Annotated in this window: 21 protein-coding genes; 14 read left to right on the forward strand and 7 right to left on the reverse strand. The window is 61.6% G+C overall.

All coding sequences use genetic code 11. The annotated features are described in order from the left end of the window. The first annotated feature begins 289 nt into the window (after positions 1 to 289). Positions 290 to 610: a quaternary ammonium compound efflux SMR transporter SugE gene (sugE, locus tag LLJ08_RS07280; RefSeq protein WP_014820923.1), complete on the forward strand. Its 321-nt coding sequence runs from the start codon at positions 290 to 292 to the stop codon at positions 608 to 610. A gap of 37 nt (positions 611 to 647) precedes the next feature. On the opposite strand, the gene LLJ08_RS07285 is transcribed toward sugE, so the two are convergent. The 4 genes from LLJ08_RS07285 to mfd form a co-directional block, all read right to left on the reverse strand. Beyond that, a complete protein-coding gene (locus LLJ08_RS07285) occupies positions 648 to 1,214 on the reverse strand; it encodes a hypothetical protein (protein WP_023446743.1) in 567 nt (188 codons plus the stop codon). 145 nt (positions 1,215 to 1,359) lie between these two features. Beyond that, complete coding sequence (locus LLJ08_RS07290; RefSeq protein WP_213573862.1) at positions 1,360 to 3,690, reverse strand: DEAD/DEAH box helicase; 2,331 nt, start codon at positions 3,688 to 3,690, stop codon at positions 1,360 to 1,362. A 73-nt stretch (positions 3,691 to 3,763) separates the two neighbouring features. Beyond that, positions 3,764 to 4,282 carry a CsiV family protein gene (locus LLJ08_RS07295; RefSeq protein WP_213573860.1) on the reverse strand — a complete coding sequence of 173 codons (519 nt, stop codon included), beginning with the start codon at positions 4,280 to 4,282 and terminating at the stop codon, positions 3,764 to 3,766. Further along, positions 4,283 to 7,729, reverse strand: a complete 3,447-nt coding sequence (gene mfd / locus LLJ08_RS07300) for a transcription-repair coupling factor (protein ID WP_003299660.1) — start codon at positions 7,727 to 7,729, stop codon at positions 4,283 to 4,285. It abuts the gene before it with no gap. Between the two features lie 158 nt (positions 7,730 to 7,887). Here mfd and LLJ08_RS07305 point away from each other — a divergent pair, with 158 nt between their 5' ends. The 10 genes from LLJ08_RS07305 to sthA all read left to right on the forward strand — a co-directional run bounded on the left by LLJ08_RS07305 (position 7,888) and on the right by sthA (position 18,369). After that, a complete protein-coding gene (locus tag LLJ08_RS07305) occupies positions 7,888 to 9,339 on the forward strand; it encodes a glyceraldehyde-3-phosphate dehydrogenase (RefSeq protein ID WP_045665460.1) in 1,452 nt (483 codons plus the stop codon). A 334-nt stretch (positions 9,340 to 9,673) separates the two neighbouring features. Further along, complete coding sequence (locus tag LLJ08_RS07310; RefSeq protein ID WP_228208582.1) at positions 9,674 to 11,011, forward strand: Na(+)-translocating NADH-quinone reductase subunit A; 1,338 nt, start codon at positions 9,674 to 9,676, stop codon at positions 11,009 to 11,011. Positions 11,012 to 11,014: 3 nt separating this feature from the next. Next, positions 11,015 to 12,226, forward strand: a complete 1,212-nt coding sequence (locus tag LLJ08_RS07315; protein WP_044316179.1) for an NADH:ubiquinone reductase (Na(+)-transporting) subunit B — start codon at positions 11,015 to 11,017, stop codon at positions 12,224 to 12,226. Further along, on the forward strand, positions 12,219 to 13,013 hold the full coding sequence (locus LLJ08_RS07320; RefSeq protein ID WP_014820917.1) for a Na(+)-translocating NADH-quinone reductase subunit C: 795 nt from the start codon (positions 12,219 to 12,221) through the stop codon (positions 13,011 to 13,013). The genes LLJ08_RS07315 and LLJ08_RS07320 overlap by 8 nt, the downstream gene beginning before the upstream one ends. Beyond that, positions 13,010 to 13,684 carry an NADH:ubiquinone reductase (Na(+)-transporting) subunit D gene (locus LLJ08_RS07325; protein ID WP_172602757.1) on the forward strand — a complete coding sequence of 225 codons (675 nt, stop codon included), beginning with the start codon at positions 13,010 to 13,012 and terminating at the stop codon, positions 13,682 to 13,684. The genes LLJ08_RS07320 and LLJ08_RS07325 overlap by 4 nt, the downstream gene beginning before the upstream one ends. Next, the gene (gene nqrE / locus LLJ08_RS07330; protein WP_014820916.1) at positions 13,684 to 14,292 is read left to right on the forward strand and encodes an NADH:ubiquinone reductase (Na(+)-transporting) subunit E; all 609 of its coding nucleotides are present in this window, start codon (positions 13,684 to 13,686) and stop codon (positions 14,290 to 14,292) included. The genes LLJ08_RS07325 and nqrE overlap by 1 nt, the downstream gene beginning before the upstream one ends. Before the next feature lie 12 nt (positions 14,293 to 14,304). Beyond that, on the forward strand, positions 14,305 to 15,531 hold the full coding sequence (gene nqrF, locus LLJ08_RS07335; RefSeq protein WP_172602804.1) for an NADH:ubiquinone reductase (Na(+)-transporting) subunit F: 1,227 nt from the start codon (positions 14,305 to 14,307) through the stop codon (positions 15,529 to 15,531). Between the two features lie 130 nt (positions 15,532 to 15,661). Then, complete coding sequence (locus LLJ08_RS07340) at positions 15,662 to 16,585, forward strand: FAD:protein FMN transferase (RefSeq protein ID WP_041014590.1); 924 nt, start codon at positions 15,662 to 15,664, stop codon at positions 16,583 to 16,585. After that, complete coding sequence (gene nqrM, locus LLJ08_RS07345) at positions 16,582 to 16,809, forward strand: (Na+)-NQR maturation NqrM (RefSeq protein ID WP_003283705.1); 228 nt, start codon at positions 16,582 to 16,584, stop codon at positions 16,807 to 16,809. The genes LLJ08_RS07340 and nqrM overlap by 4 nt, the downstream gene beginning before the upstream one ends. Positions 16,810 to 16,974: 165 nt before the next feature. Beyond that, positions 16,975 to 18,369, forward strand: coding sequence for a Si-specific NAD(P)(+) transhydrogenase (gene sthA / locus LLJ08_RS07350; RefSeq protein WP_003299651.1), 1,395 nt, complete (start codon positions 16,975 to 16,977; stop codon positions 18,367 to 18,369). 145 nt (positions 18,370 to 18,514) lie between these two features. Here the strand turns inward: sthA and LLJ08_RS07355 are convergent, their stop codons facing one another. The 3 genes from LLJ08_RS07355 to LLJ08_RS07365 are packed head-to-tail and all read right to left on the reverse strand — an operon-like array spanning position 18,515 to position 20,178. Next, positions 18,515 to 19,237 carry a glycerophosphodiester phosphodiesterase gene (locus LLJ08_RS07355; RefSeq protein WP_213573854.1) on the reverse strand — a complete coding sequence of 241 codons (723 nt, stop codon included), beginning with the start codon at positions 19,235 to 19,237 and terminating at the stop codon, positions 18,515 to 18,517. Then, positions 19,234 to 19,539 carry a phosphodiesterase gene (locus LLJ08_RS07360; protein ID WP_228208583.1) on the reverse strand — a complete coding sequence of 102 codons (306 nt, stop codon included), beginning with the start codon at positions 19,537 to 19,539 and terminating at the stop codon, positions 19,234 to 19,236. Before LLJ08_RS07360 ends, LLJ08_RS07355 begins: the two co-directional genes overlap by 4 nt. Before the next feature lie 3 nt (positions 19,540 to 19,542). Continuing rightward, positions 19,543 to 20,178, reverse strand: coding sequence for a PilZ domain-containing protein (locus LLJ08_RS07365; protein WP_003299648.1), 636 nt, complete (start codon positions 20,176 to 20,178; stop codon positions 19,543 to 19,545). Between the two features lie 36 nt (positions 20,179 to 20,214). On the opposite strand from LLJ08_RS07365, the gene LLJ08_RS07370 reads away from it, so the two are divergent. From LLJ08_RS07370 to LLJ08_RS07380, 3 genes are read left to right on the forward strand one after another with little or no spacing between them, the layout of a single operon-like run. After that, positions 20,215 to 21,462, forward strand: a complete 1,248-nt coding sequence (locus LLJ08_RS07370; protein WP_228208584.1) for a lipoprotein-releasing ABC transporter permease subunit — start codon at positions 20,215 to 20,217, stop codon at positions 21,460 to 21,462. Between the two features lie 7 nt (positions 21,463 to 21,469). Further along, positions 21,470 to 22,168, forward strand: a complete 699-nt coding sequence (lolD, locus tag LLJ08_RS07375) for a lipoprotein-releasing ABC transporter ATP-binding protein LolD (RefSeq protein WP_003299646.1) — start codon at positions 21,470 to 21,472, stop codon at positions 22,166 to 22,168. Beyond that, positions 22,168 to 23,412 (forward strand): lipoprotein-releasing ABC transporter permease subunit, encoded by a 1,245-nt coding sequence (locus LLJ08_RS07380; protein WP_031298331.1) that lies wholly within the window; start codon positions 22,168 to 22,170, stop codon positions 23,410 to 23,412. The genes lolD and LLJ08_RS07380 overlap by 1 nt, the downstream gene beginning before the upstream one ends.

Genomic DNA, 23,412 nt, shown 5'->3' on the forward strand with positions numbered 1-23,412 from the left:
CAGTTTTCCAACCCTACGCGAGGTTTGTAGGGTGGATGACGCTTCACCCATCCACCGCTTGGCATTCGCGAAGAGATCACATTCGACAGATCCCTCGATTCAAAACACCACATCAATGATTGATCGTGCGCGCGCTTTCGTGGGCAGGCCGCTACACGCCAGCGATCAAGGGGCGCTGCGAGTGGTCCAAAACAGTGCGCCGCTGTGCTAGGGTCGCGTCCGCCGCGGGACGACCCGCTGGCATGTCGAATCGTGCGGGGACGGCCCTGCAGTTGATGGAGTCATCGTCATGCATTCGGCCTGGATCATGCTGATCGTAGCCGGCCTTCTGGAAGTGGGTTGGGCCATTGGCCTCAAGGCTTCCGAAGGCTTCACCCGCCCGCTACCCAGCGTGCTCACCATAGCGGCCATGGCTGGCAGCTTTTTCCTGCTCGCGCGTGCCATGCAGGTTCTGCCGGTGGGTACCGCCTACGGCATCTGGGTCGGTATCGGCGCATTGGGTACCGTGCTGCTGGGCATTCTCATCTTCGGCGAAAGCGCCTCGCCCGCGCGGCTGGTGAGCGTGCTGCTGTTGCTGGCTGGGCTGGTTGGTCTGAAGCTGAGCGCCTGAGGAGTCTCTGCGGCGCTCACTGCCGAACGTGTGCCCGTCAGTCCTGCAGCTTCAGATGCGAGATATCCGGCACCACGGCGGTGGTGTCGCGAGGCTTTTCGCCCATGTCGCTGCCCACCGGGGCAAGGCTGAACTGAGAAAGGTCCACGCGCGGCGCCTCTGGCTCGGGCCGGGCGTCCTGCAGGTCGACGCCGATCGGCGCAATACCGAAGTCCGGTGCCTCGACGTCGGCGAAGGCTGCCATGTATTCGTCACGCGGCGTCACCTTGAGTGTGGCCGGGGCGTCGCTCGTTTTTCCTGCGCTGCTCTCGGTGCTGGCCGCGCTGGTCGCCGTCGATGCCGGAGGCGGCGCCAGTTCGATTTCCTCCACATCGACGGGCAGCGGTTTGAGTTCTACCTGCGCGCCGGCACGCTCCATCGCCTGGCGATATTTTTCGGCCGCGGCGAAGTCCAGATTCTGCTTGATCACGATGCGCCGGCCGGAGAACAGCAGCGCGATACGCTGGGCGTCGGCCTGGAACAGCTTGGTCAGGTTGGCCTCGACCTGCTCGAGCTTGGCGCCCGGGAGCAGTTGGCCGGAAAAGGCGATCTCGTAGAGACTCATGGTGCGGTTCCTTTTGTAACCGATGCCAGTGATCGTGGAGGCGGCGGGGCGCCTCGGGACGGAAACGTAAGCGAGGTGGCGATGATCTGGCAAAGCGCAAACTGCTGCACTCGCCGGTGTCACAAGTTTGCATGCCGCCATAGCGTCAGGGTAGCGGTGCGAACAGGGCGTCGATGTCGCGTTCGCCAAGCTGCAAGCTGCCGTCGACTGCACCTTCGAGTACACCGGCCGCCAGTTCGGCCTTGCGCGCCTGCAACTCGCGGATGCGCTCCTCGACGGTGCCGCGGCTAATAAGACGATAGACGAAGACCGGCTTGTCCTGGCCGATGCGATAGGCGCGGTCGGTCGCCTGGTTCTCCGCAGCGGGATTCCACCAGGGATCGTAGTGGATCACCGTATCCGCCGCCGTCAGGTTGAGCCCGGTGCCACCGGCCTTCAGGCTGATCAGGAACAGCGGCACTTCGCCGGCCTGGAAGCGCTCGACCGGCGTGCGTCGATCATCGGTCTCACCCGTCAGCTTGACGTACTCGATGCCGCGCTTGTGTAGCGCCTGCTCGATCAACGCCAGCATCGAGGTGAACTGGGAAAACAGCAGCACCCGCCGGCCTTCGCTCATCAGCTCGTCGAGCATCTCCAGCAGGCTGTCGAGCTTGCCGGAGCTGCTGCCGCGTGCGGCTCGTGCCGACTCACCCTTCAGCAGGCGCAGGTCGCAGCAGACCTGACGCAGCTTGAGCAGCGCCTCGAGGATGACCATCTGGCTGCGCGCGAGTCCCTTGCGCTCGATCTCGTCGCGCACCTTGCGATCCATTGCCAGCCGCAAGGTCTCGTAGACCTCGCGCTGGACGTCATTCAGTTCGACCCAGTGGACGAACTCGTTCTTGGCCGGCAGCTCAGTGGCTACCTGTTCCTTGGTGCGCCGCAACAGGAACGGCCGAATGCGGGCGCGCAGGTGCGCCAGTCGTGCATCGTCGCCGTGTTTTTCGATCGGATTGCGGTACTCCTGGGTGAAGCTTTTGGCGTCTCCAAGCCACCCGGGCATGAGGAAGTGGAATAGCGACCAGAGCTCGCCGAGGTGATTCTCCAGCGGTGTGCCGGTCAGGCACAGGCGCTGCCGGGTCTGCATTTCGCGTACGGCCTGGGCCGCTTTGCCGGTCGGGTTCTTGATGTGCTGCGCCTCGTCGAGAATGAGTAGGTGCAGCGGCTGCTCACGCAGTGCGGCTATGTCGCGCGTCAGCAGCGCATAGCTGGTCAGCAGTAGATCGTGCTCGCCAAGTTCGCCGAAGTGTTTCTGCCGGGTGCTGCCCTTGAGCGTCAATACCCGTAGCTGCGGGGCGAAACGGCTGGCCTCGTCCTGCCAGTTGGGAATCAGGCTGGTCGGCATCACCACCAGCGCCGGACGATCGAGCCGTCCTGCCTGCTTTTCGGCGAGGATGTGGGCAAGGCTCTGCAGCGTCTTGCCCAGGCCCATGTCGTCGCCGAGGATGCCGCCCGCGCCCAGCTCGCGCAGCGTCTGCATCCAGACCAGGCCCTGCTGCTGGTAGGGCCGCAGTTTGCCCGCGAGCCCGGTTGGGGTCGGGCAGGCCTTGATATCAGGTTTGCTCAGGCGCCCGGCGAACTCACGCAGTCGTTCACCGCCTTTCCATTGCGGTGCCAGGCTGTCGAGCCCGGCCAGGCGCGCGCCGTCGGCCTTGCTCATACGCAGCGATGGCCCATCCATCTGTTCGCGCATGTAGAGCTCACCGAGGGTCGCCAGAATCGGCTTGATGCGCCCCAGCGGCAGCGTCACGTGCAGCGCCTGCTTGTCGTGTTGTCCCGGCCGGTCCAGTTGCACGCGCAGCTGCTCCTCATCGCTACGCAGCGCGATGGCGCGAGGGCTGAGCAATTGAGGGTTCTGGCGGATCAGCCGCAACAGGACCGGCAGCATGCCGATGCGCTGCCCGTTGACGATGATGCCTAGATCGAGATCGAACCAGTCGTCATCAGCTGACTCGTCGATCTGCGCGTACCAGCTGTCGATGGCGGTCAGGTCGTAGGCGAAGCCGGGATGGATATCGATCTGCCAGCCTTGTCGGCGCAGTTCGGGCAGTTGCTCCTGAACGAACCTGAGCCAGGCATCTTCGCCGGGCAGCTGGAACATCTCCGCCGACTCCTTCGGCAGAGCCAGGCTCTGGCGCAGCGCCGGTCGGAAGCCCAGCTGTTCAAGTTGTCTGCGCAGTGCCTGTTCGGCCTGGGGGTGGCGTGCGATCAGCTGCAGCTCGTTGCCGACCAGATGACGGACACGTTCGCCGTCGCGTTTGCCATGGATACACGCCTCCCCGTAGAGAAACGACAGGCCGGCGCGATGCTGATGGTCGCTGACCATGCGCTGGTTGCCCGGCTGGTAGTTGATTGCCAGATGACTGCCGAGACTGAGCAGCGGTACGGGCGGCAGATCGTCGATCAGCCGTTCGTCGCGAGGCGCCAGCGGAGGGCTCATCTGCCAGGCCCTCTGTGTCGGGATGCGGCAAGGCAGGTCAGCCGACTGTGGGCCGGATATCGGTGCGAAGTGCTCATAGTGGCTTCATTTCGATCAGCAGCCCGAGGCTGTCATGGTCGATGTAGGTCAGCCGGCCAGGGATCAGGCGAACCCGCTGCGTCAGGCGCTCGCTGGCGAGCAGTTGGCCGTACTCGCCGAAGCGGTTCACCCAGAAGGTCATGTCGGTCTGCATATAGCGCCCGGGTCTGACCCTCAGCAGACCCTGAATCGGGTAGTGCTCGAAATGGCGTTGCCCCTGGTGCAGTGCAATGGTCGGCGCATCTTCGCTGACTGCTTGCTGCCAGGCGCGTTGCAACAGTACCTGGTAGCCCTGGTCCGGCGTAAGCCTGGCGGCAACGTGCTCGAGGGCTGGCTGGCGTTCGGCGCGCCTGTCCAGCACCTGCGCACTATCGGCCCAGTCGTAGGGCGCGTGCTGGCTGGCTTCCAGTGGCGGGGCGTGGCGAAACAGGATCAGCTCGACGCGATATAGCGCCTCGGCGTGAGCCTGAGGCGCCAGTAGCGTCAGCAGCAAGACCAGATAGCGAAGTGGCATCTACGATCCTTGCTCATTGGGCGCCAGCCGCTCGAGCAGCGCTTCCAGCGTATTGAAGCGTTCCTCCGGGCGTTCCATCGGCACCTGGAATTTGAACAGCGTGGCGCCTTCGAACTTGTAGCGATTCGGCTGACTCTGGATCAGCTTGATCAGCACCATCGGGTCGACCGAGGTGTCGGCCGAGAACTCGATGCGCCCACCCTGCGGGCCTGCGTCGATCTTGGTAATGCCAAGCTTTTCCGCCTGCAGCTTGAGCAGTGTCAGGCGCACCAGGTTCTTCGTCGGTTCCGGTAGCAGGCCGAAGCGGTCGATCATCTCCACCTGCAGTTCTTTCAGCCCGTCTTCGTCGGCCGCATTGGCAATGCGCTTGTAGAGGATCAGGCGGGCATGCACATCCGGCAGGTAGTCTTCCGGGATCAGGGCTGCCAGGCGCAGGTTGATTTCCGGCCCGCCGCCGAGCGGCTGCTCCAGATTCGGCTGCTCGCCTTTGCGGATCGCCTTGACCGCGCGCTCGAGCATTTCCATATAAAGGGTGAAGCCAACCGCTTGGATCTGCCCGCTCTGACCCTCGCCGAGCAGCTCGCCGGCGCCGCGGATTTCCAGGTCGTGGGTGGCGAGGACAAAGCCTGCACCGAGGTCCTGGGCATTGGCGATGGCCTCCAGGCGCTTCTGCGCGTCATCGGTCATTGCCTTGCGGGTCGGGGTCAGCAGATAGGCATAGGCCTGGTGATGGCTGCGGCCTACCCGGCCACGCAGCTGGTGCAGCTGCGCCAGGCCGAACTTGTCGGCGCGCTCGATGATGATGGTGTTGGCGCTCGGCACGTCGATGCCGGTTTCGATAATGGTCGAGGCCACCAGCACGTTGAAACGCTTGTGGTAGAAGTCGCTCATGACCTGTTCGAGGTCACGCTCGCGCATTTGCCCGTGGCCGATCGCGACGCGTGCCTCCGGCACCAGTGCCTGAAGGTCGGCGGCGCATTTCTCGATGGTCTTCACATCGTTGTGCAGGTAATAGACCTGGCCGCCGCGCAACAGCTCGCGCAGCAGCGCCTCCTTGATCACGGTGTTCTGCTGTTCCATGACGAAGGTGCGAACCGACAGCCGGCGCGCCGGCGGCGTGGCGATGATCGACAGGTCGCGCATGCCGGCGATGGACATGTTCAGCGTGCGTGGAATCGGCGTGGCGGTCAGCGTGAGAATGTCCACTTCGCTGCGCAATGCCTTGAGCTGTTCCTTCTGGCGCACGCCGAAACGGTGTTCCTCGTCGATGATGACCAGGCCCAGGTTGCTGAACTTGACGTCATCCTGCAGCAGCTTGTGGGTGCCGATGAGAATGTCGATCTTGCCCTCGGCCAGTTCGGCGATGGCGCTCTGCACTTCCTTGGCGGATTTGAAGCGGCTCATCACCTCGACCCGCACCGGCCAGTCGGCGAAGCGGTCGCGGAAGCTGTTGTAGTGCTGCTGAGCGAGCAGGGTGGTCGGCACCAGTACGCCAACCTGCCGGCCGCCATGGACGGCGATGAAGGCGGCACGCATGGCGACCTCGGTCTTGCCAAAGCCGACGTCACCACAGACCAGGCGATCCATCGGCTTGGCCGACAGCAGGTCCTCGCGTACCGCGTCGATGGCGGCCTGCTGATCGGGCGTCTCTTCGAACGGAAAGCCTGCGGCGAACGTTTCGTAGTCGACCTGCGGGTCCTTGAAGGCATAACCCTCGCGTGCGGCGCGGCGGGCGTAAATATCCAGCAGCTCGGCCGCGACATCGCGGACCTGCTCGGCCGCCTTACGCTTGGCTTTCTGCCAGGTTTCCGAGCCGAGCCGGTGCAGTGGCGCGAGCGCGTCGTCGCTGCCTGTATAGCGGGCGATCAGGTGCAGGCTGGCGACCGGTACGTAGAGCTTGGCGTCCTCGGCGTACTGCAGCAGCAGGAATTCCTGCGCCTGGCCTTCGATCTCCAGGGTGACCAGGCCCTGGTAGCGACCGACACCGTGATCGATGTGCACCACCGGCGAGCCTTCGCGCAGCTCGGTGAGGTTCTTGATGACGTTCTCGCCACCGTCGCGACTCTTCTCGCGTCGCCGGCGCTGCATGACGCGCTGACCGAACAGCGGGCTTTCCGCGACCAGTGCGACGTCGTCCAGTTGCAGGCCTTCGTCGAGCGGGGCGATGGTGATCGCCAGGCGCTCCTGGCTGGCGAGGAATTCCTCCCAGCCTTCGACTTCTTGCGGGCGCAGCTTCAGACGGGCGAGCAGCTCCAGCAATACTTCGCGGCGGCCGGCTGATTCGGCAGTAAACAGCACACGCCCGGCATATTCGTCGAGGAAGCGTCGCAGCTTGCCCAGCGGTTCGCTCGCCTTGGCCTCGATTGCCAGTTCCGGCAGGGCCTGCGCGGTGAAGCGTTCTCGGCCGATGCCAGGCTCGACATCCTGTTGGCTGGCGACCACACGTGGCCAGAGCTTGAGCCGAGCGAAGCAGTCTTCCACCGGCATGAACAGTTCGGCCGGCGGCAGCAGCGGTCGCTCGGGGTCGACGCGGCGTTCTTCGTAGCGATTGCGAACGTCGCTCCAGAACTGCTCGGCGGCCTGCTCGATGCCGGGCAGGGAGAACACCTGGCTGTCTTCAGGCAGGTAGTCGAAAAGCGTCGCGGTTTCTTCGTAGAACAGCGGTAGGTAATACTCGATGCCCGCTGGGGTGATGCCGGTAGAGAGATCCTGGTAGATCGGGCAGCGGCGGAAGTCGACGTCGAAACGCTCGCGGAAACGCGCGCGGAAGCCGGTGACTGCCTCCTTCTTCAGGGGGAACTCGCGTGCTGGCAACAGGCGGATCGACTCGACCTTGTCGATCGAGCGCTGGTTCTCCGGATCGAAGGTGCGCAGTGTCTCGATCTCGTCATCGAACAGGTCGATGCGGTAGGGCAGGGGGCTGCCCATGGGGAACAGGTCGATCAACGCGCCGCGCACGGCGAACTCGCCGTGCTCGTACACGGTGTCCACGCAGCGATAGCCGGCTGCTTCCAGGCGCAGGCGCATCTGCTCCACATCCAGCTTCTGCCCGACGTCCAGCACCAGGCTCGAACCCAGCAGGAAGCGCTTTGGCGCCAGCCTGTGTAGGGCGGTAGTGATCGGCACTACCAGCACGCCGTGGCTCAGCTCCGGTAGCTGGTAGAGGGCGGCAATGCGCTGGGAGACGATGTCCTGGTGCGGCGAGAAGATGTCGTAGGGCAGCGTTTCCCAGTCAGGAAAATGCAATACCGCCAGTTGTGGCGCGAAGAAGGCGAGTTCTTCCTGCAGGCGCTCGGCGCTTTGGCTGTCGGCAGTGAGCAGGAGCGTGAAGCGCTTGGCGTTGCTGGCTGCTTCGGCAATCGCCAGGCTTAGCGCAGCTCCTGGAAGATTGCCCCAATGTTGCTTGCCGCTGGCGGCAGGCAGGGGGGGAAGGCGCAAGACGGACACGAGTGGGCGTGGCTCCGATCAAAAAATAGGCCGCCGGGATTGTAACTATCGAGGCGCTTGGCTGTCAGTGTTTCGTCCGCTGCAGATTGCCGGCGCTAGGGTGCGCCGTCATAATGTAGCCCCTTTTCTCAGCCCCTACATGTTGGAAGGAACTGCCCGTGACTCAGAAGCCCGACCAGTGTCTTGGTGAATGGATTGACCGCGAAGCGCTCGCCGAAGCGATGATTCCGCTGATTGGTCAGCTGTATCGCAACAACAACGTGGTGACTTCGATCTACGGCCGTGGCCTGATCAATCGTTCGGTGATCGCCATCCTCAAGGCACACCGTTTCGCCCGTCACCGCATCGCCGACGAAACCGAGCTGTCGGTGCACGACACCTTCCAGATCCTCAAGACGATGAGCGAAATGAACCTGGGCGCCGCTTCGGTGGACTTGGGCAAGCTGGTCGCCAAGTACAAGGAAGCGGGCAACGGTCGCAATCTCGAGCAGTTCGTCCGTGAAGAGCTGGCTGAGGTGGCCGACAAGCGTCACGCCGCAGCTGGTCACAAAGGCACTGACGTGGTTCTCTACGGTTTCGGCCGTATCGGCCGTCTGCTGGCGCGTATCCTGATCGAGAAAACCGGTGGTGGCGACGGCCTGCGCCTGCGCGCCATCGTCGTGCGCAAGGGCGCGGACAACGATCTGGTCAAGCGTGCCAGCCTGCTGCGTCGCGACTCGGTGCATGGTCCTTTCGATGGCACCATCACCATCGACGAAGAGAACAGCACCATCACCGCCAACGGCAACCTGATTCAGGTGATCTACTCCAACGATCCGTCCTCGGTGGATTACACCCAGTACGGCATCGAGAACGCGCTGCTTGTCGACAACACTGGCAAGTGGCGTGACGCCGAAGGCCTGGGTCAGCACCTCAAGTGCCCGGGTGTTGCTCGCGTCGTATTGACCGCGCCGGGCAAGGGTGAGCTGAAGAACATCGTGCATGGCATCAACCATGGCGATATCACCACCGATGACAAGATCATCTCCGCCGCATCCTGCACCACCAACGCCATCGTGCCGGTGCTCAAGGCGGTGAACGATCAGTACGGCATCGTCAACGGTCACGTGGAAACGGTGCATTCGTACACCAACGACCAGAACCTGATCGACAACTTCCACAAGGGCAGTCGTCGTGGTCGCAGCGCTGCGCTGAACATGGTGATCACCGAAACGGGTGCCGCCACCGCTGCAGCCAAGGCGCTGCCGGTGCTCAAAGGCAAGCTGACTGGCAACGCGATCCGCGTCCCGACGCCGAACGTGTCCATGGCAATTCTCAACCTGAACCTGGAGAAGGCCACCAGTCGCGAAGAGATCAACGAGTACCTGCGCCAGATGGCCATGCACTCGGATCTGCAGAAACAGATCGACTTCGTCAATTCTCAGGAAGTTGTATCCACTGATTTCGTCGGATCGCGCCATGCTGGCGTGGTGGATGCCGAAGCGACCATTTGCAACGACAACCGTGTCGTGCTTTACGTCTGGTACGACAACGAGTTCGGCTACAGCTGTCAGGTCGTGCGGGTGATGGAAGACATGGCAGGGGTTAACCCGCCAGCCTTCCCGCGCTAAACGCTGCGGACGGTGAAATCGAAACGGGAGCCTAGGCTCCCGTTTCGCTTTTCTGGGCGGTAGTAATAGCGCGAGCTGCCGGGGTTGAGCGGCCGAGCGGTCGGCTCGATTTCGTGCGCCGCTAATTTTGCTTCTCTTGTTTCGAGTCAAAAATCCGCAATGCTTGGGTGGTCAGTCAAGGTCTGCGACCTCTATAATCGGGCGGATTTTTTACCTGGGTCCGCGACATGGTGTCGCGTCAATAACGTATTGGCGCGCGCGGCGCAATCCTACTTTGCGCCATGCCGCTGGGCCTGCAAAAAAAGCTTTCTAAAATCAGTGGTTAGGCAAACCGATGATCAATATAAAACGAGGGCTTGATTTGCCCATAGCCGGCGCGCCGGCGCAGCGTATCGAGGCCGGCAGGCCCGTGCGCAGCGTCGCCGTCGTCGGCTTCGACTATCCGACCATGAAGCCAACCATGGCTGTTCAGGTCGGTGATCGGGTTAAGCTGGGGCAGATCCTTTTTTCCGACAAGAAGTCCGAAGGCGTGCATTACACCGCGCCCGGCGCCGGTGTCGTCAGTGCAGTTCACCGCGGCGAAAAGCGCGTGCTGCAATCGGTGGTCATCGACCTCGAGGGCGATGAAGAGGTCACCTTCACGAGCTATTCGCCAGCCCAGCTGGATGGTCTGAGCTGCGAGCAGGTGCGTGAAAACCTGCAGCAGTCAGGCCTGTGGACCGCGCTGCGCACGCGCCCGTTCAGCAAGGTGCCGGCCGTCGATGCCACGCCTGCCTCGATTTTCGTGACCGCGATCGACACGCATCCGCTGGCAGCCGATCCGGCGATCATCATCGCTGAACAGCCTGAAGCCTTTGAAGCCGGACTCAAGGTCCTGACTAATCTGGCCAAGGTGTTCCTGTGCAAGGCGCCAAATGCCTCGTTGCCAGGCGAGTCCCTGGCCAAGGTTCAGGTCGAAAGCTTCAACGGTCCGCATCCTGCCGGGCTGGCTGGTACCCACATCCATTTCCTCGACCCGGTAAGTGCCAGCAAAAGCGTCTGGACCATCGGTTATCAGGACGTGATTGCCGTGGGCAAGCTGTTCACCAGTGGGCGTTTGTCGGTGGAGCGCGTTGTCGCCCTGGCTGGCCCGGTGGTCGAGCAGCCACGTCTGGTACGTGCCCGTCTAGGTGCCAACCTCGACGAACTGACCGCCGGTGAGCTGCAACCCGGAGCCAATCGCGTCGTTTCCGGCTCGCTGCTGGGTGGTCGTACCGCCCATGGTGCGTTCGCCTACCTTGGTCGCTACCACCAGCAGGTTTCCTGCCTGCGTGAGGGCAAGGAGCGCGAGATGCTCCATTACATGCGCCCGGGCGTCGAAAAGCATTCGATCCTCAATATCTATATCTCCAAGCTGATGGCCGGCAAGAAGTTTGCCTTCTCTACCTCCACCAACGGCAGCCCACGGGCGATGGTGCCGGTAGGTAACTACGAAGAGGTCATGCCGCTGGACGTCCTGCCGACCCAGTTGCTGCGTGCACTGATCGTGGGTGACACCGAAGTGGCGCAGAAACTCGGTTGCCTGGAGCTGGATGAAGAAGATCTGGCGCTGTGCAGCTATGTCTGTGCCGGGAAATACGAATACGGCCCGATCCTGCGGGACAATCTGACCCGCATCGAGAAGGAGGGTTAAGGCATGGGCATTCGCGCATTCCTCGACAAGATCGAGCATCATTTCGAAAAAGGCGGCAAGTACGAGAAGTGGTACGCGCTTTACGAAGCGGCCGACACCTTCCTCTATCGTCCCGGCAGCGTCACCAAGACCACGGCCCACGTGCGCGACGGCATCGACCTCAAGCGCATGATGATCACCGTCTGGATGTGTACCTTCCCGGCGATGTTCTTCGGCATGTGGAACACCGGCTACCAGGCCAACCTGATCTTCGCGCAGAGCCCTGATCTGCTCGCAGCTCAGGAAGGCTGGCGCTTCGGTCTGATCGGCGCACTGGCGGGCTTCGATCCGAACAGTCTCTGGGATAACTTCATCCAGGGCGCAGCCTACTTCCTTCCGATCTACGCGGTGACCTTCATCGTCGGTGGGTTCTGGGAAGTGCTGTTCGCTTCGATCCGCAAGCACGAGGTCAACGAGGGCTTCTTCGTTACGTCCGTGCTGTTTGCCCTGATCCTGCCGCCGAGCATTCCGCTGTGGCAGGTCGCGCTGGGTATCAGCTTCGGCGTGGTAATCGGCAAGGAAATCTTCGGTGGGACCGGCAAGAACTTCCTGAACCCGGCGCTTACTGCGCGGGCGTTCCTGTTCTTCGCCTACCCGGCCCAGATGTCCGGTGACGGCGTCTGGACTGCGGTCGATGGCTATGCGGGCGCAACTGCGCTGAGCCTCGGCTTCGTCGGCGGTATCGAAAACGTGATCGACAACGGCATCACCTGGATGGACGCCTTCGTCGGTACCATTCATGGCTCGATCGGTGAAACCAGCACGCTGGCGATCTTCATCGGCGGCGTGATCCTGATCGGTAGCAAGATTGCCTCCTGGCGCATCGTTTCCGGTGTGATGCTCGGCATGATCGGTCTGAGCTTCCTGTTCAACCTGATCGGTTCCGACACCAACCCGCTGTTCGGCATGCCCTGGTACTGGCACATGGTCGTCGGTGGCTTCGCCTTCGGCATGATCTTCATGGCGACCGACCCGGTGTCGGCCTCCATGACCAATACCGGCAAGTGGGTGTTCGGCATCCTGATCGGTGTGATGGTCGTGCTGATCCGCGTGGTCAACCCCGCCTTCCCGGAAGGCATGATGCTGGCGATCCTGTTCGCCAACCTGTGTGCGCCGCTGATTGACCATTTCGTCATTCAGGCCAATATCAAGCGGAGGCTGGCACGTAATGTCTAGTCAGAAAGAATCCACCGTTCGCACGCTGACGGTAGCCCTGTTGGTCTGCCTGGTGTGCTCCATCTTCGTGGCTGGCGCCGCCGTGGCGCTTCGCCCGACTCAGCAGGAAAACCGTCTGCTGGACAAGCAGCGCAGCATCCTGGCGATCGCCGGTCTGGGCGAGGCGGGCATGTCCGGTAATCAGGTCAAGCAGTTGTTCAACGAGCGCATCGTCGCCCGTCTGGTCGATCTGGAAACCGGCAAGTTCAGCGATGAATTCGAAGCCAAGACCTTCGATCCGCTCGCCGCTGCCAAGGACCCTGCGCTGTCCCAGGCGCTGCCTGGGGAGCAGGATATTGCCTCGATCAAGCGTCGCGAGCGTTACAGCACCGTTTATATCGTCGAAGGGCAGGGCGAGGGCGAGATCGATACGCTGATCCTGCCGGTTCGTGGCTACGGTCTCTGGTCGACGCTCTATGGCTTCATGGCAGTCGAGGGTGACCTGAATACCGTTGCCGGCTTCGGCTTCTACCAGCACGGTGAAACCCCGGGCCTTGGCGGTGAGGTCGACAATCCGAAGTGGCGCGGCATGTGGCCCGGCAAGGAACTGTACGACGACAACGGCAAACTGGCGGTGCAGATCGTCAAGGGCGGTGTCGACCCTCAGAGCCCGAAAGCCGACCACCAGGTCGATGCCCTGGCCGGTGCCACCCTGACCAGCAACGGCGTCAACTCGCTGTTGCACTTCTGGTTGGGCGAGAACGGCTTCGGTCCATTTATCGCTAATCTGCGCGCTGGGGAGGCTTGATCATGTCGCAACCCACTGTCAAAGAAGTTCTGCTCAATCCGATCTTCAATAACAACCCCATCGGCCTGCAGATTCTCGGAATCTGCTCGGCGCTGGCCGTCACCTCCAACCTGAACACAGCGCTGGTGATGTCTGTCGCGCTGACCCTGGTGGTGGCGTTTTCCAACCTGTTCATCTCGATGATCCGCAGCCAGATCCCCAACTCGATCCGCATGATCGTGCAGATGGTGATCATCGCCTCGCTGGTGATCCTGGTGGATCAGGTGCTCAAGGCCTACGCGTTCTCGCTGTCCAAGCAGCTCTCGGTGTTCGTCGGTCTGATCATCACCAACTGCATCGTGATGGGGCGTGCGGAAGCGTTTGCCATGCAGAACCCGCCAATGCTGTCGTTCTTCGACGGTATCGGCAACGGTTTGGGCTATAGCGCCATGCTGATTGCACTCGGCTTCATTCGCGAGCTGACTGGTGCTGGCAAACTGATGGGTTACACCATTCTGCCCGTCGTCAACGACGGCGGTTGGTATCAGCCCAACGGCATGATGCTGCTGCCGCCTTCGGCATTCTTCCTGATCGGTCTGTTCATCTGGGGCATTCGTGCCTGGAAGAAGGAGCAGGTCGAAAAGCCTGCCTTCAAGATGGCGCCGCAAGTCTCGAACAAGGAGGCTTACTAATGGAGCATTACATCAGCCTGTTCGTCCGTGCCGTGTTCATCGAGAACATGGCCCTGGCGTTCTTCCTTGGCATGTGTACCTTCATCGCGATTTCCAAGAAGGTGGAAACCGCCATCGGCCTGGGCATCGCGGTCATCGTGGTGCAGGCCATCACCGTGCCTGCCAACAACCTGATCTACACCTACCTGCTGAAGGCCGGTGCGTTGTCTTGGGCCGGACTGCCTGAAGTGGACCTCAGCTTCCTCGGTCTGCTGAGCTACATCGGCGTGATCGCGGCGATCGTGCAGATCCTCGAGATGACCCTCGATAAGTACGTACCGAGCCTCTACAACGCGTTGGGTGTATTCCTGCCGCTGATCACCGTGAACTGCGCCATCATGGGTGGCACGCTGTTCATGGTCGAGCGCGACTACAACCTGGGCGAGAGCGTGGTGTATGGCATGGGCTCCGGCCTGTCCTGGGCGCTGGCCATCGCTTTGCTGGCCGGTATTCGCGAGAAGCTGAAGTACAGCGATGTTCCGGATGGGTTGCAGGGTCTGGGTATTACCTTCATCACCATCGGACTGATGTCGCTGGGCTTCATGTCTTTCTCTGGCGTACAGCTGTAAGGACGGAACGAACTGATGAGTTACGAAATTTTCCTCGCCATCGGTATGTTCACCGCCATCGTGCTTGCGCTGGTGGTGATCATCCTGGCTGCGCGCGCCAAGCTGGTATCCAGCGGCGATGTGTCCATCGAAATCAATGGCGAACGGACCATTACCGTCCCCGCCGGCGGCAAGCTGCTGCAGACCCTGGCTGCCAACAACATCTTCCTCTCGTCGGCCTGTGGCGGCGGTGGTACCTGCGCGCAGTGCAAGTGCATCGTCGAGAGTGGTGGTGGCGAGATGCTGCCCACCGAGGAGTCGCACTTCACCCGTCGCGAGGCGGGCGAGGGCTGGCGCCTGTCCTGCCAGACTCCGGTTAAGGCGGACATGAAGATCGAAGTTCCGGAAGAAGTCTTCGGCGTGAAGAAGTGGGAATGCACCGTCGAGTCCAACCCCAACGTCGCGACCTTCATCAAGGAACTGACACTCAAGCTGCCGGAGGGCGAGAACGTCGACTTCCGCGCTGGTGGTTATGTGCAGCTCGAGTGCCCGCCGCATGAAGTGCGTTACCGGGACTTCGACATTCAGGAAGAGTATCGCGGCGACTGGGACAAGTTCGACCAGTGGAAGTACGTGTCGAAGTGCGACGAGACCGTCATTCGCGCCTACTCCATGGCGAACTATCCGGAAGAGCGTGGCCTGGTGAAGTTCAACATCCGTATCGCCTCACCGCCGCCAGGCCGTGACGACATTCCGCCGGGCAAGATGTCATCCTATGTCTTCAGCCTGAAGCCGGGCGACAAGATCACCGTTTACGGACCGTTCGGCGAGTTCTTCGCCAAGGACACCGACGCCGAGATGGTCTTCATCGGCGGTGGTGCGGGGATGGCACCGATGCGCTCGCACATCTTCGACCAGCTCAAGCGTCTCAAGTCCAAGCGCAAGATGAGCTTCTGGTATGGCGCGCGCTCCATGCGCGAGGCCTTCTACGTGGAAGAGTACGACCAGTTGCAGGCGGAGAATCCGAACTTCCAATGGCATCTGGCCCTGTCCGATCCGCTGCCGGAAGATAACTGGGATGGCCCGACCGGCTTTATCCACAACGTGCTGTACGAGAACTATCTGAAGGATCATCCGGCTCCGGAAGATTGCGAGTTCTACATGTGCGGCCCGCCCATGATGAACGCATCGGTGATCAAGATGCTCACCGACCTCGGCGTCGAGCCGGAGAATATTCTGCTCGACGACTTCGGCGGCTAGCATGACCCGAGCGTCACTGCAGGCTCTCCATGCTGTCGTGTACCTCCGGCCCGTCATCGCTGTCGCTCTCGCGGCAGCCCTGACGGGCTGTCTGTTTCAGGACAGGGTCGAGGTCATCAGCGGCCCAACGATGGGCAGCACCTATACCGTCAAGTACGTAAGCAGCGGCGACGTCCCCTCCAGGGAGGAGCTGCACGGTGAAGTCGAGGCCATTCTCGGCGACATTGATAAACAGCTGTCGACCTACCGTAGCGATTCCGACGTCGAGCGCTTCAATGCGCTGCCGGCTGGTAGCTGCGAGCCGATGCCGGATACGGTGCGCGAATTGGTCGCAGCGGGCGATCAGCTATCGGCCGACAGCGATGGCGCGTTCGATCTTACACTCGAGCCATTGCTGAACCTTTGGGGCTTCGGTCCGCAAGGTCGTGCCGAACAGGTTCCATCCGCGGCGGATATCGAGGCGGCGCGGGCGTTGACCGGCCATCGGCATCTACGTATCGATGGCGATCAGTTGTGCAAGACGGTGGCGCTGCAGCTGGACTTCAACAGCATCGCTGCCGGCTATGCGGTTGATCGCGTTGTCGATCGTCTGAAGGCGCTCGGCGTAGAGAGTTACCTCGTTGAGATCACTGGCGAGCTCAAGGCTGAGGGCCGCAAGCCCGATGATTCACCGTGGCGCATAGCCATTGAAGCGCCCAGGGATGACCAGCGGGTTGCGCAGAAGATCGTCGAACTCGATGGTCTGGGCGTATCCACCTCCGGCGACTATCGAAACTATTTCGAGCAGGACGGCCGGCGTTATTCACATACCCTGGACCCGCAAAGCGGCAGACCGATCGAGCATCACCTCGCTGCGGTGACGGTCATCGATAAATCGACTTTGCGTGCTGACGGGTTGTCTACCGCGTTGATGGTGCTCGGCCCCGAGCGGGGGCTGGCACTGGCAGAGCGTAATGCGATCGCCGCGTTCTTCGTCGTGCGCGAGGGGCAAGGCTTCGTAACAACGAGCACCAAGGCTTTTGACGAGCTGTTCGGTGCGGGAGTAGAGCAATGACTTGGTTACTGGTTTTTCTGGTGATGCTGCTTGTGGTATTCGGCATGGCCATCGGCGTGATCATGGGCCGCAAGCCCATCGCGGGTTCCTGCGGGGGTATCGCCAATCTGGGCATCGAGAAGGAGTGCTCCATCTGTGGCGGTAGCCGCGAGAAGTGCGAAGAAGTGAACGAGGCGAAGAACGCGGGTAACGCCGATCTCGCCTACGACGCCACCAAGCGTTGATGTGAACCTTTGCGCGTCCAGGCAGCCCTGAGCGGGCTTGCCTGACCGGGCTCCTGATGGGCGCGGCGCGCGCAGAGCTTGAAAGAAGTGGCTGGTTTGCGTCCTTGGACATCGGCGAATTCGTTGACAGCAGCGGCGTCTCCCGCTGCGTTTTCAGGAGTGTATATGGCGGTCTATAACTACGATTTGGTGGTATTGGGTTCCGGTCCGGCCGGGGAGGGCGCGGCAATAAATGCCGTCAAGGCGGGACGCAAGGTCGCCGTGGTAGATAACCGTCCGCTGGTTGGAGGCAACTGCACACACCTGGGCACCATTCCGTCCAAGGCCTTGCGCCATTCGGTACGGCAGATCATGCAGTACAACACCAACCCGCTGTTCCGCCAGATCGGCGAACCACGCTGGTTCTCCTTTCCGGACGTGCTGAAGAGTGCCGAGAAGGTCATCAGTAAGCAGGTCACTTCCCGCACGAGTTACTACGCACGTAACCGCATCGATACCTTCTTCGGGACTGCCAGCTTCTCCGATGAGCAGAGCGTCGAAGTGGTCTGCCTCAATGGCATGGTGGAAAAGCTGGTTGCCAGCCAGTTCGTCATCGCCACCGGCTCGCGCCCGTATCGACCGGCTGATATCGACTTCAATCACCCGCGCATCTACGACAGCGACACCATTCTTACTCTCAGTCACACGCCGCGCCGGATGATCATCTACGGGGCCGGCGTCATCGGTTGCGAATATGCATCAATCTTCAGCGGTCTGGGCGTGCTGGTCGACCTGATCGACAACCGCGAGCAGCTGCTCAGCTTCCTCGATGACGAGATTTCCGATGCGCTCAGCTATCACCTGCGCAACAACAACGTGCTGATTCGCCACAACGAAGAATACGAGCGGGTCGAGGGGCTGGAGAACGGCGTCATCCTGCATCTCAAGTCGGGCAAGAAGATCAAGGCAGACGCATTCCTCTGGAGCAACGGACGTACCGGCAATACCGACAAGCTCGGGCTGGAGAACATCGGGCTCAAGGCCAACAGTCGTGGTCAGGTCCAGGTTGATGAGCACTACCGCACCGAGATCGGCAATATCTACGCTGCCGGCGATGTGATCGGTTGGCCGTCGCTGGCCAGTGCCGCTTATGACCAAGGCCGTTCGGCAGCGGGCAGCATCGTCGAGAATGACTCCTGGCGTTTCGTCGATGACGTACCGACCGGTATCTACACCATTCCCGAGATCAGCTCGATCGGCAAGAATGAGCGCGAACTGACCCAGGCGAAGATTCCCTATGAAGTCGGCAAGGCGTTCTTCAAAAGCATGGCGCGGGCGCAGATTTCGTTCGAGCCAGTGGGCATGCTGAAGATTCTCTTCCACCGCGAAACGCTGGAAGTGCTCGGTGTGCACTGCTTCGGTTATCAGGCTTCGGAGATCGTGCACATTGGCCAGGCGATCATGAACCAGAAGGGGCCGGCGAACAGCATCAAGTACTTCGTCAACACCACCTTCAACTACCCGACAATGGCCGAAGCCTACCGCGTCGCTGCGTTCGACGGGCTCAACCGGCTTTTTTGAGCAGCTCCGGCCGCTGGCCTGAGGCGGCTGGAGAGGGCGGCGACTCCCGTGATTGGCATTGGCCTAACCGGGAGAGCTTCTGATCAGGTGAGGGTGAATCCGGCAGCGGCCTGCGCTGCCGGATCGTGCCGCGGTGTGTTGGCTGTCAGGATCGCGATAGCGTACTGACAGCCAGGCCGGGGTAGTCGGTGATCAGGCTGTCGACGCCGAAGTCGGCCAGGCGGCGCATCAGGGCTGGTTCATTGACTGTCCACACCGATACATGCAGGCCCTGTTTACGCGCTTTTTCCAGACGCTCCGGGGTGCACAGCGTCCACTTCAATGCCAGCAGGCTGCAGCCATATTGACGGGCGACCTTCAGTGGGTCTAGCCAGTTGTACTCGGCTACCAGCCCGCGTGATATCTCCGGCGCTAGCCGGTTCAGCGCACGCAGGACTTCACGAGAGCTCGACGTGACGGTGATGCGATCGAGCAACCGATGCTGTTCGGCCAGCTCCTTGATCGCCATGACCGTACGCGCGGCGCGCACCCGTGAAGCACTCTTGACCTCAAGCTGCCAGTGCTCGAAATCGCATTTTTCGAACAGCTCGCTCAGCCTCGGAATAGGGCAGGGTGTCTTCCAGCCAGGCCCGCCTTCCCGGGCGTCGTAGTTCGCAAGCTCGTCGGCATCATGTTGCACGACTTTTCCCCGGCGACCGGTGGTGCGCTTGAGTGTCGGGTCGTGGATGACCATCAATTCGCCGTCGCGGGAAAGATGCAGATCCAGCTCGCAGCGGCGCACGCCGTGCTGGAGGCATTGCTCGAAGCTCACCAGGGTGTTTTCTGGCGCTTCGCCCTTGGCGCCGCGATGGCCGTAGATGAGTGTCACGGTTGCAAGTCTTCCTTAGGGGGTGATGGGCGTTGATGATGGCGCACGCTGTTGATCACCCGGTCGCCTTCGAAGTACACGGAAAACTCCCGGTAATCCCAGCGGGTGATCGGCGGCTGGCCGACGGCGGGTCGCTCTTCATCGGCCAGGCCGAAGCGGTCCAGAACCTGGTTCTTCGAGTCGCCACGACTAGGCATGGTCATTTCCGGCAGGCCTTGTTGGCCAACAGGTATCCGAATGTCTTCGGCGAACAGGGGTGGACTGAATGTCAGTACGAGCAGCAGAGTCGCCAGGCGGCGCATCGGTCAATCTCCTTGCAGGCTTTCCAGGGCCAGGCGCCGCTCCAGCGCCTGTTTCTGCAGGATATGTCGTGCGAGCAACTGTCGCTGTGCATCAGTCAACGCTTCGAACTCTGTGCCGATATCGTAACGCCCGTCATCCATCGGCGTGCAGTAGATGACCCGCGCGGCCAGCACAAGGCCAAGCCCCTGGGGCAGCAGAATCAGCTTCAGTGTGAGCCCCTCTCCTTCAGCCTTGGGCTGCTCGCTGGCGAAGCTGATACCGCCTTCGGACAATATCACCGGCTGCGGTGCGCCCTGATCCTTCAGCAGATCCTGCGCCAGTGCCTGGCCCAGGAGTTCGATTCGTTTGTTCTGCACCTTCAGGTAATTGGCCAGCGTGCGATTGCTCTCGGCAATCTGCCGCAACAAATGCTGCGCTTCGAAATCAAGTTGGTGCAGCTCGCCGAGCAGGCTGAAAAGCGGCGGTAGGGGCGCTGCGTCGGCCTCCTGGCCTTGGCCGGCCGGGATGATTTCCAGTGCCACACGATCCTCGATACGGTAGTATTCACGGCGTTCTTCAGTGTCTTGTGTCGGCATGGCGATACCCGGGATGCAGTAATGGCCAGAGTGTATCAGGCCCCGCGGTGACGTCAGCTGCATGTTGTTTTTTCCCCCGCCAGCGAACCCGTCGATCTTATGTTCAGACCGCTGTCCGTCTTTATCGGCGCGCGTTACACCCGCGCCAGACGTCGTAGCCTCTTCGTCTCCTTCATCTCCCTGACATCCATGATCGGGCTCGCTCTGGGTGTGCTGGTGATGATCGTCGTGCTTTCCGTGATGAACGGCTTTGATCACGAGATGCGTACCCGCGTGTTGGGCATGGTGCCCCATGCGACGATCGAAAGCCCGACGCCAATCGGCGACTGGCAGACACTTGGGAAGCGGCTCGAAGGGCACCCCCAGGTCGCGGCGACGGCACCTTTCATTCAAAGCCAGGGGTTGCTGACCCATCAGGGGCAGGTGACCAAAATCCTGATCAACGCAGTGGACCCCGAGGCCGAACGGCGGGTTTCGATCATCGATCAGTTTTTCCGTGAAGGTTCGCTGGACGATCTTGCCGCAGGCGAGTTCGGCATCGTCATCGGTGACAAGGCTGCGACCAAGCTCGGTATCGGCGTGGGGGACAAGATCACCTTCGTGGCGCCCGAAGTCATCGTGACTCCAGCTGGGATGTTCCCGCGCATGAAGCGTTTTACCGTGACCGGAATCTTTCATGTCGGAGCCGGCGAGATCGATGGCTACGTTGCGCTGGCGAACATCGCTGACATAGCACGGCTGCAGCGCTGGAAGCCGGACCAGGTCCAGGGGGTTCGTCTGCGTTTCGACGACCTGTTCCAGGCGCCGCGCATTGCCTGGGAGCTGGCCGGCCAGCTCGGCGACGATTTTTATTCCCGTGACTGGACCCGCACCCATGGCAACCTGTACCAGGCGATTCGCATGGAGAAGGCCATGATCGGACTGTTGCTGCTGCTGATCGTGGCGGTGGCGGCGTTCAACATCATTTCGACGCTGGTGATGGTAGTAACCGACAAGCGCGGCGACATCGCCATCCTTCGCACGCTGGGCGCGACGCCGAAACAGATCATGGCGATATTCATGGTCCAGGGTACGGTGATCGGCGTCGTCGGCACCTTGGTCGGGGCGCTGCTGGGCATGTTCGCGGCAGTCAATGTCAGCAGCTGGATCGCTGCGCTGGAACGCCTGATCGGACACAAGTTTCTCAGCGCCGACGTCTATTTCATCGACTATCTGCCGTCACGGCTGATGACGGCCGACGTCATCCAGGTCTGTGTTGCCGCGCTGGTCCTGAGTTTCCTCGCGACCCTGTATCCGGCCTGGCGCGCTGCGCGCACCCAGCCGGCAGAGGCGCTACGTTATGAGTGAACAGGTTATGAACGAGCTTTCTTCGCAAAAGCACGCGGTGCTGAGCTGCCGCAATCTTGGCAAACGCTACGAGCAGGGTCCGGAGTCGGTGGAAGTGCTGTCCGGCCTGCAACTCGAGTTGTTCCCGGGGCAGCGCGTCGCCATCGTCGGCAGTTCCGGCTCGGGCAAGAGCACCCTGTTGAACCTGCTTGGCGGGCTGGATACGCCCAGTGAGGGCAGTGTGTGGCTGGCCGGTGAGGAGCTTTCGGCGCTCAACGAAAAGGATCGCGGGTTATTGCGTAACCGCGCGCTGGGCTTCGTTTACCAGTTCCATCACCTGCTCGCCGAATTCACTGCACTGGAGAACGTCTGCATGCCGTTGCTGATCGGGCGGACGCCGATCCCGGAAGCGCGGCAGAAGGCCGCTGCGCTGTTGACGCGTGTCGGACTCGGGCATCGCCTCGAGCACAAGCCGGCGGAGCTCTCTGGCGGTGAACGCCAGCGTGTGGCGATTGCACGGGCGCTGGTGAACGAGCCGGCGCTGGTACTGCTCGACGAACCTACCGGAAATCTTGACCATCACACGGCGCAAGGCATCCAGGACCTCATGCTGGAGCTCAGCAAGTCGTTGCAGACCGCCTTCCTGGTGGTTACCCATGACCGTCAGCTTGCCGCGCAAATGGATCAGATTCTGCGGTTGGAAGACGGACGTCTGGTGGTCGAATGATGTTCAGGCCTCTGAGTGTCTTTATCGGCAGCCGCTACACCCGTGCCAAGCGGCGCAACCATTTCATCTCGTTCATCTCCCTGACCTCGCTGATCGGCCTGGCACTTGGCGTGTTGGCGATGATCATGGTCCTGTCCGTGATGAACGGATTTCAGCGCGAGATGAGTTCGCGCATTCTCGGGATGGTGTCCCACGCCACCGTCATTGGTGATCAGCCATTGGACGACTGGCAGGCCGTCGCGTCGCGCCTGTCGGCGCATCCTCAGATTGTCGGCAGCGCACCCGTCACCCAGCTCGAAGGCATGCTGTCATTCAAGGGCAGCATGCAGCCGATACAGATCAGCGGTATCGATCCGCAGGCTGAGGCGGATGTATCCATCGTCGGTGATCGCCTGGTCGGAGGCAGTCTGGATGCGCTGAAACCAGGTGAGTTCGGCGTCATCGTCGGCTTGATGACCGCCCGGCGCTTCGGTCTGAAGCTGGGCGACAAGTTGACACTGATCGTGCCGGAAGTGAGCTCCTCGCCCGGTGGAGTCACGCCTCGCATGCAGCGGCTGAATGTGGTTGGCGTATTCAAGGTGGGCGCCGATCTGGACGGCAGCCTGGGGATGATCCACCGCGCCGATGCTGCGCAGATCCATCGTTGGGCGCCGCAGCAGGTGCAGGGCGTGCGGCTCAAGCTGAGCGACCTGTATCGGGCGCCGGAAGTGGCAGCGCAGGTGGCTGAAATGCTCGGTGATGGCTACCGCGTGGAGGACTGGTCTTATACGCAGGGCAGCCTATTCAGCGCGATGAAGATGGAAAAGACCATGATTGGCCTGTTGTTGATGCTGATCGTTGCGGTGGCTGCCTTCAATATCATTGCGACGCTGATCATGGTCGTTGCCGACAAGCGAGCCGATATCGCGATTCTGCGCACGCTTGGCGCGACTCCACGGCAGATCATGTCGATCTTCATGGTTCAGGGCAGCATCATTGGCTTCAGTGGCACCGTGATAGGCGTGATTCTGGGCGTACTCGGTGCGCTGAACGTAAGTGCTCTGGTGGCCTGGCTGGAAAAAGTGTCAGGCCAGCATATCTTTAGTTCCGACGTTTACTTCATCAGCACCCTGCCATCGGAGCTGCGTCTGGAGGACGTCGTGCTGGTATCGGTCGCGGCGCTGACCTTGAGCTTCTTGGCTACGCTCTATCCGGCATGGCGAGCCGCGCAGACCCAGCCGGCCGAGGCACTGCGCTACGAGTGA

Source organism: Stutzerimonas chloritidismutans (assembly GCF_020783375.1).
GTDB classification, from domain to species: Bacteria; Pseudomonadota; Gammaproteobacteria; order Pseudomonadales; family Pseudomonadaceae; genus Stutzerimonas; species Stutzerimonas kunmingensis.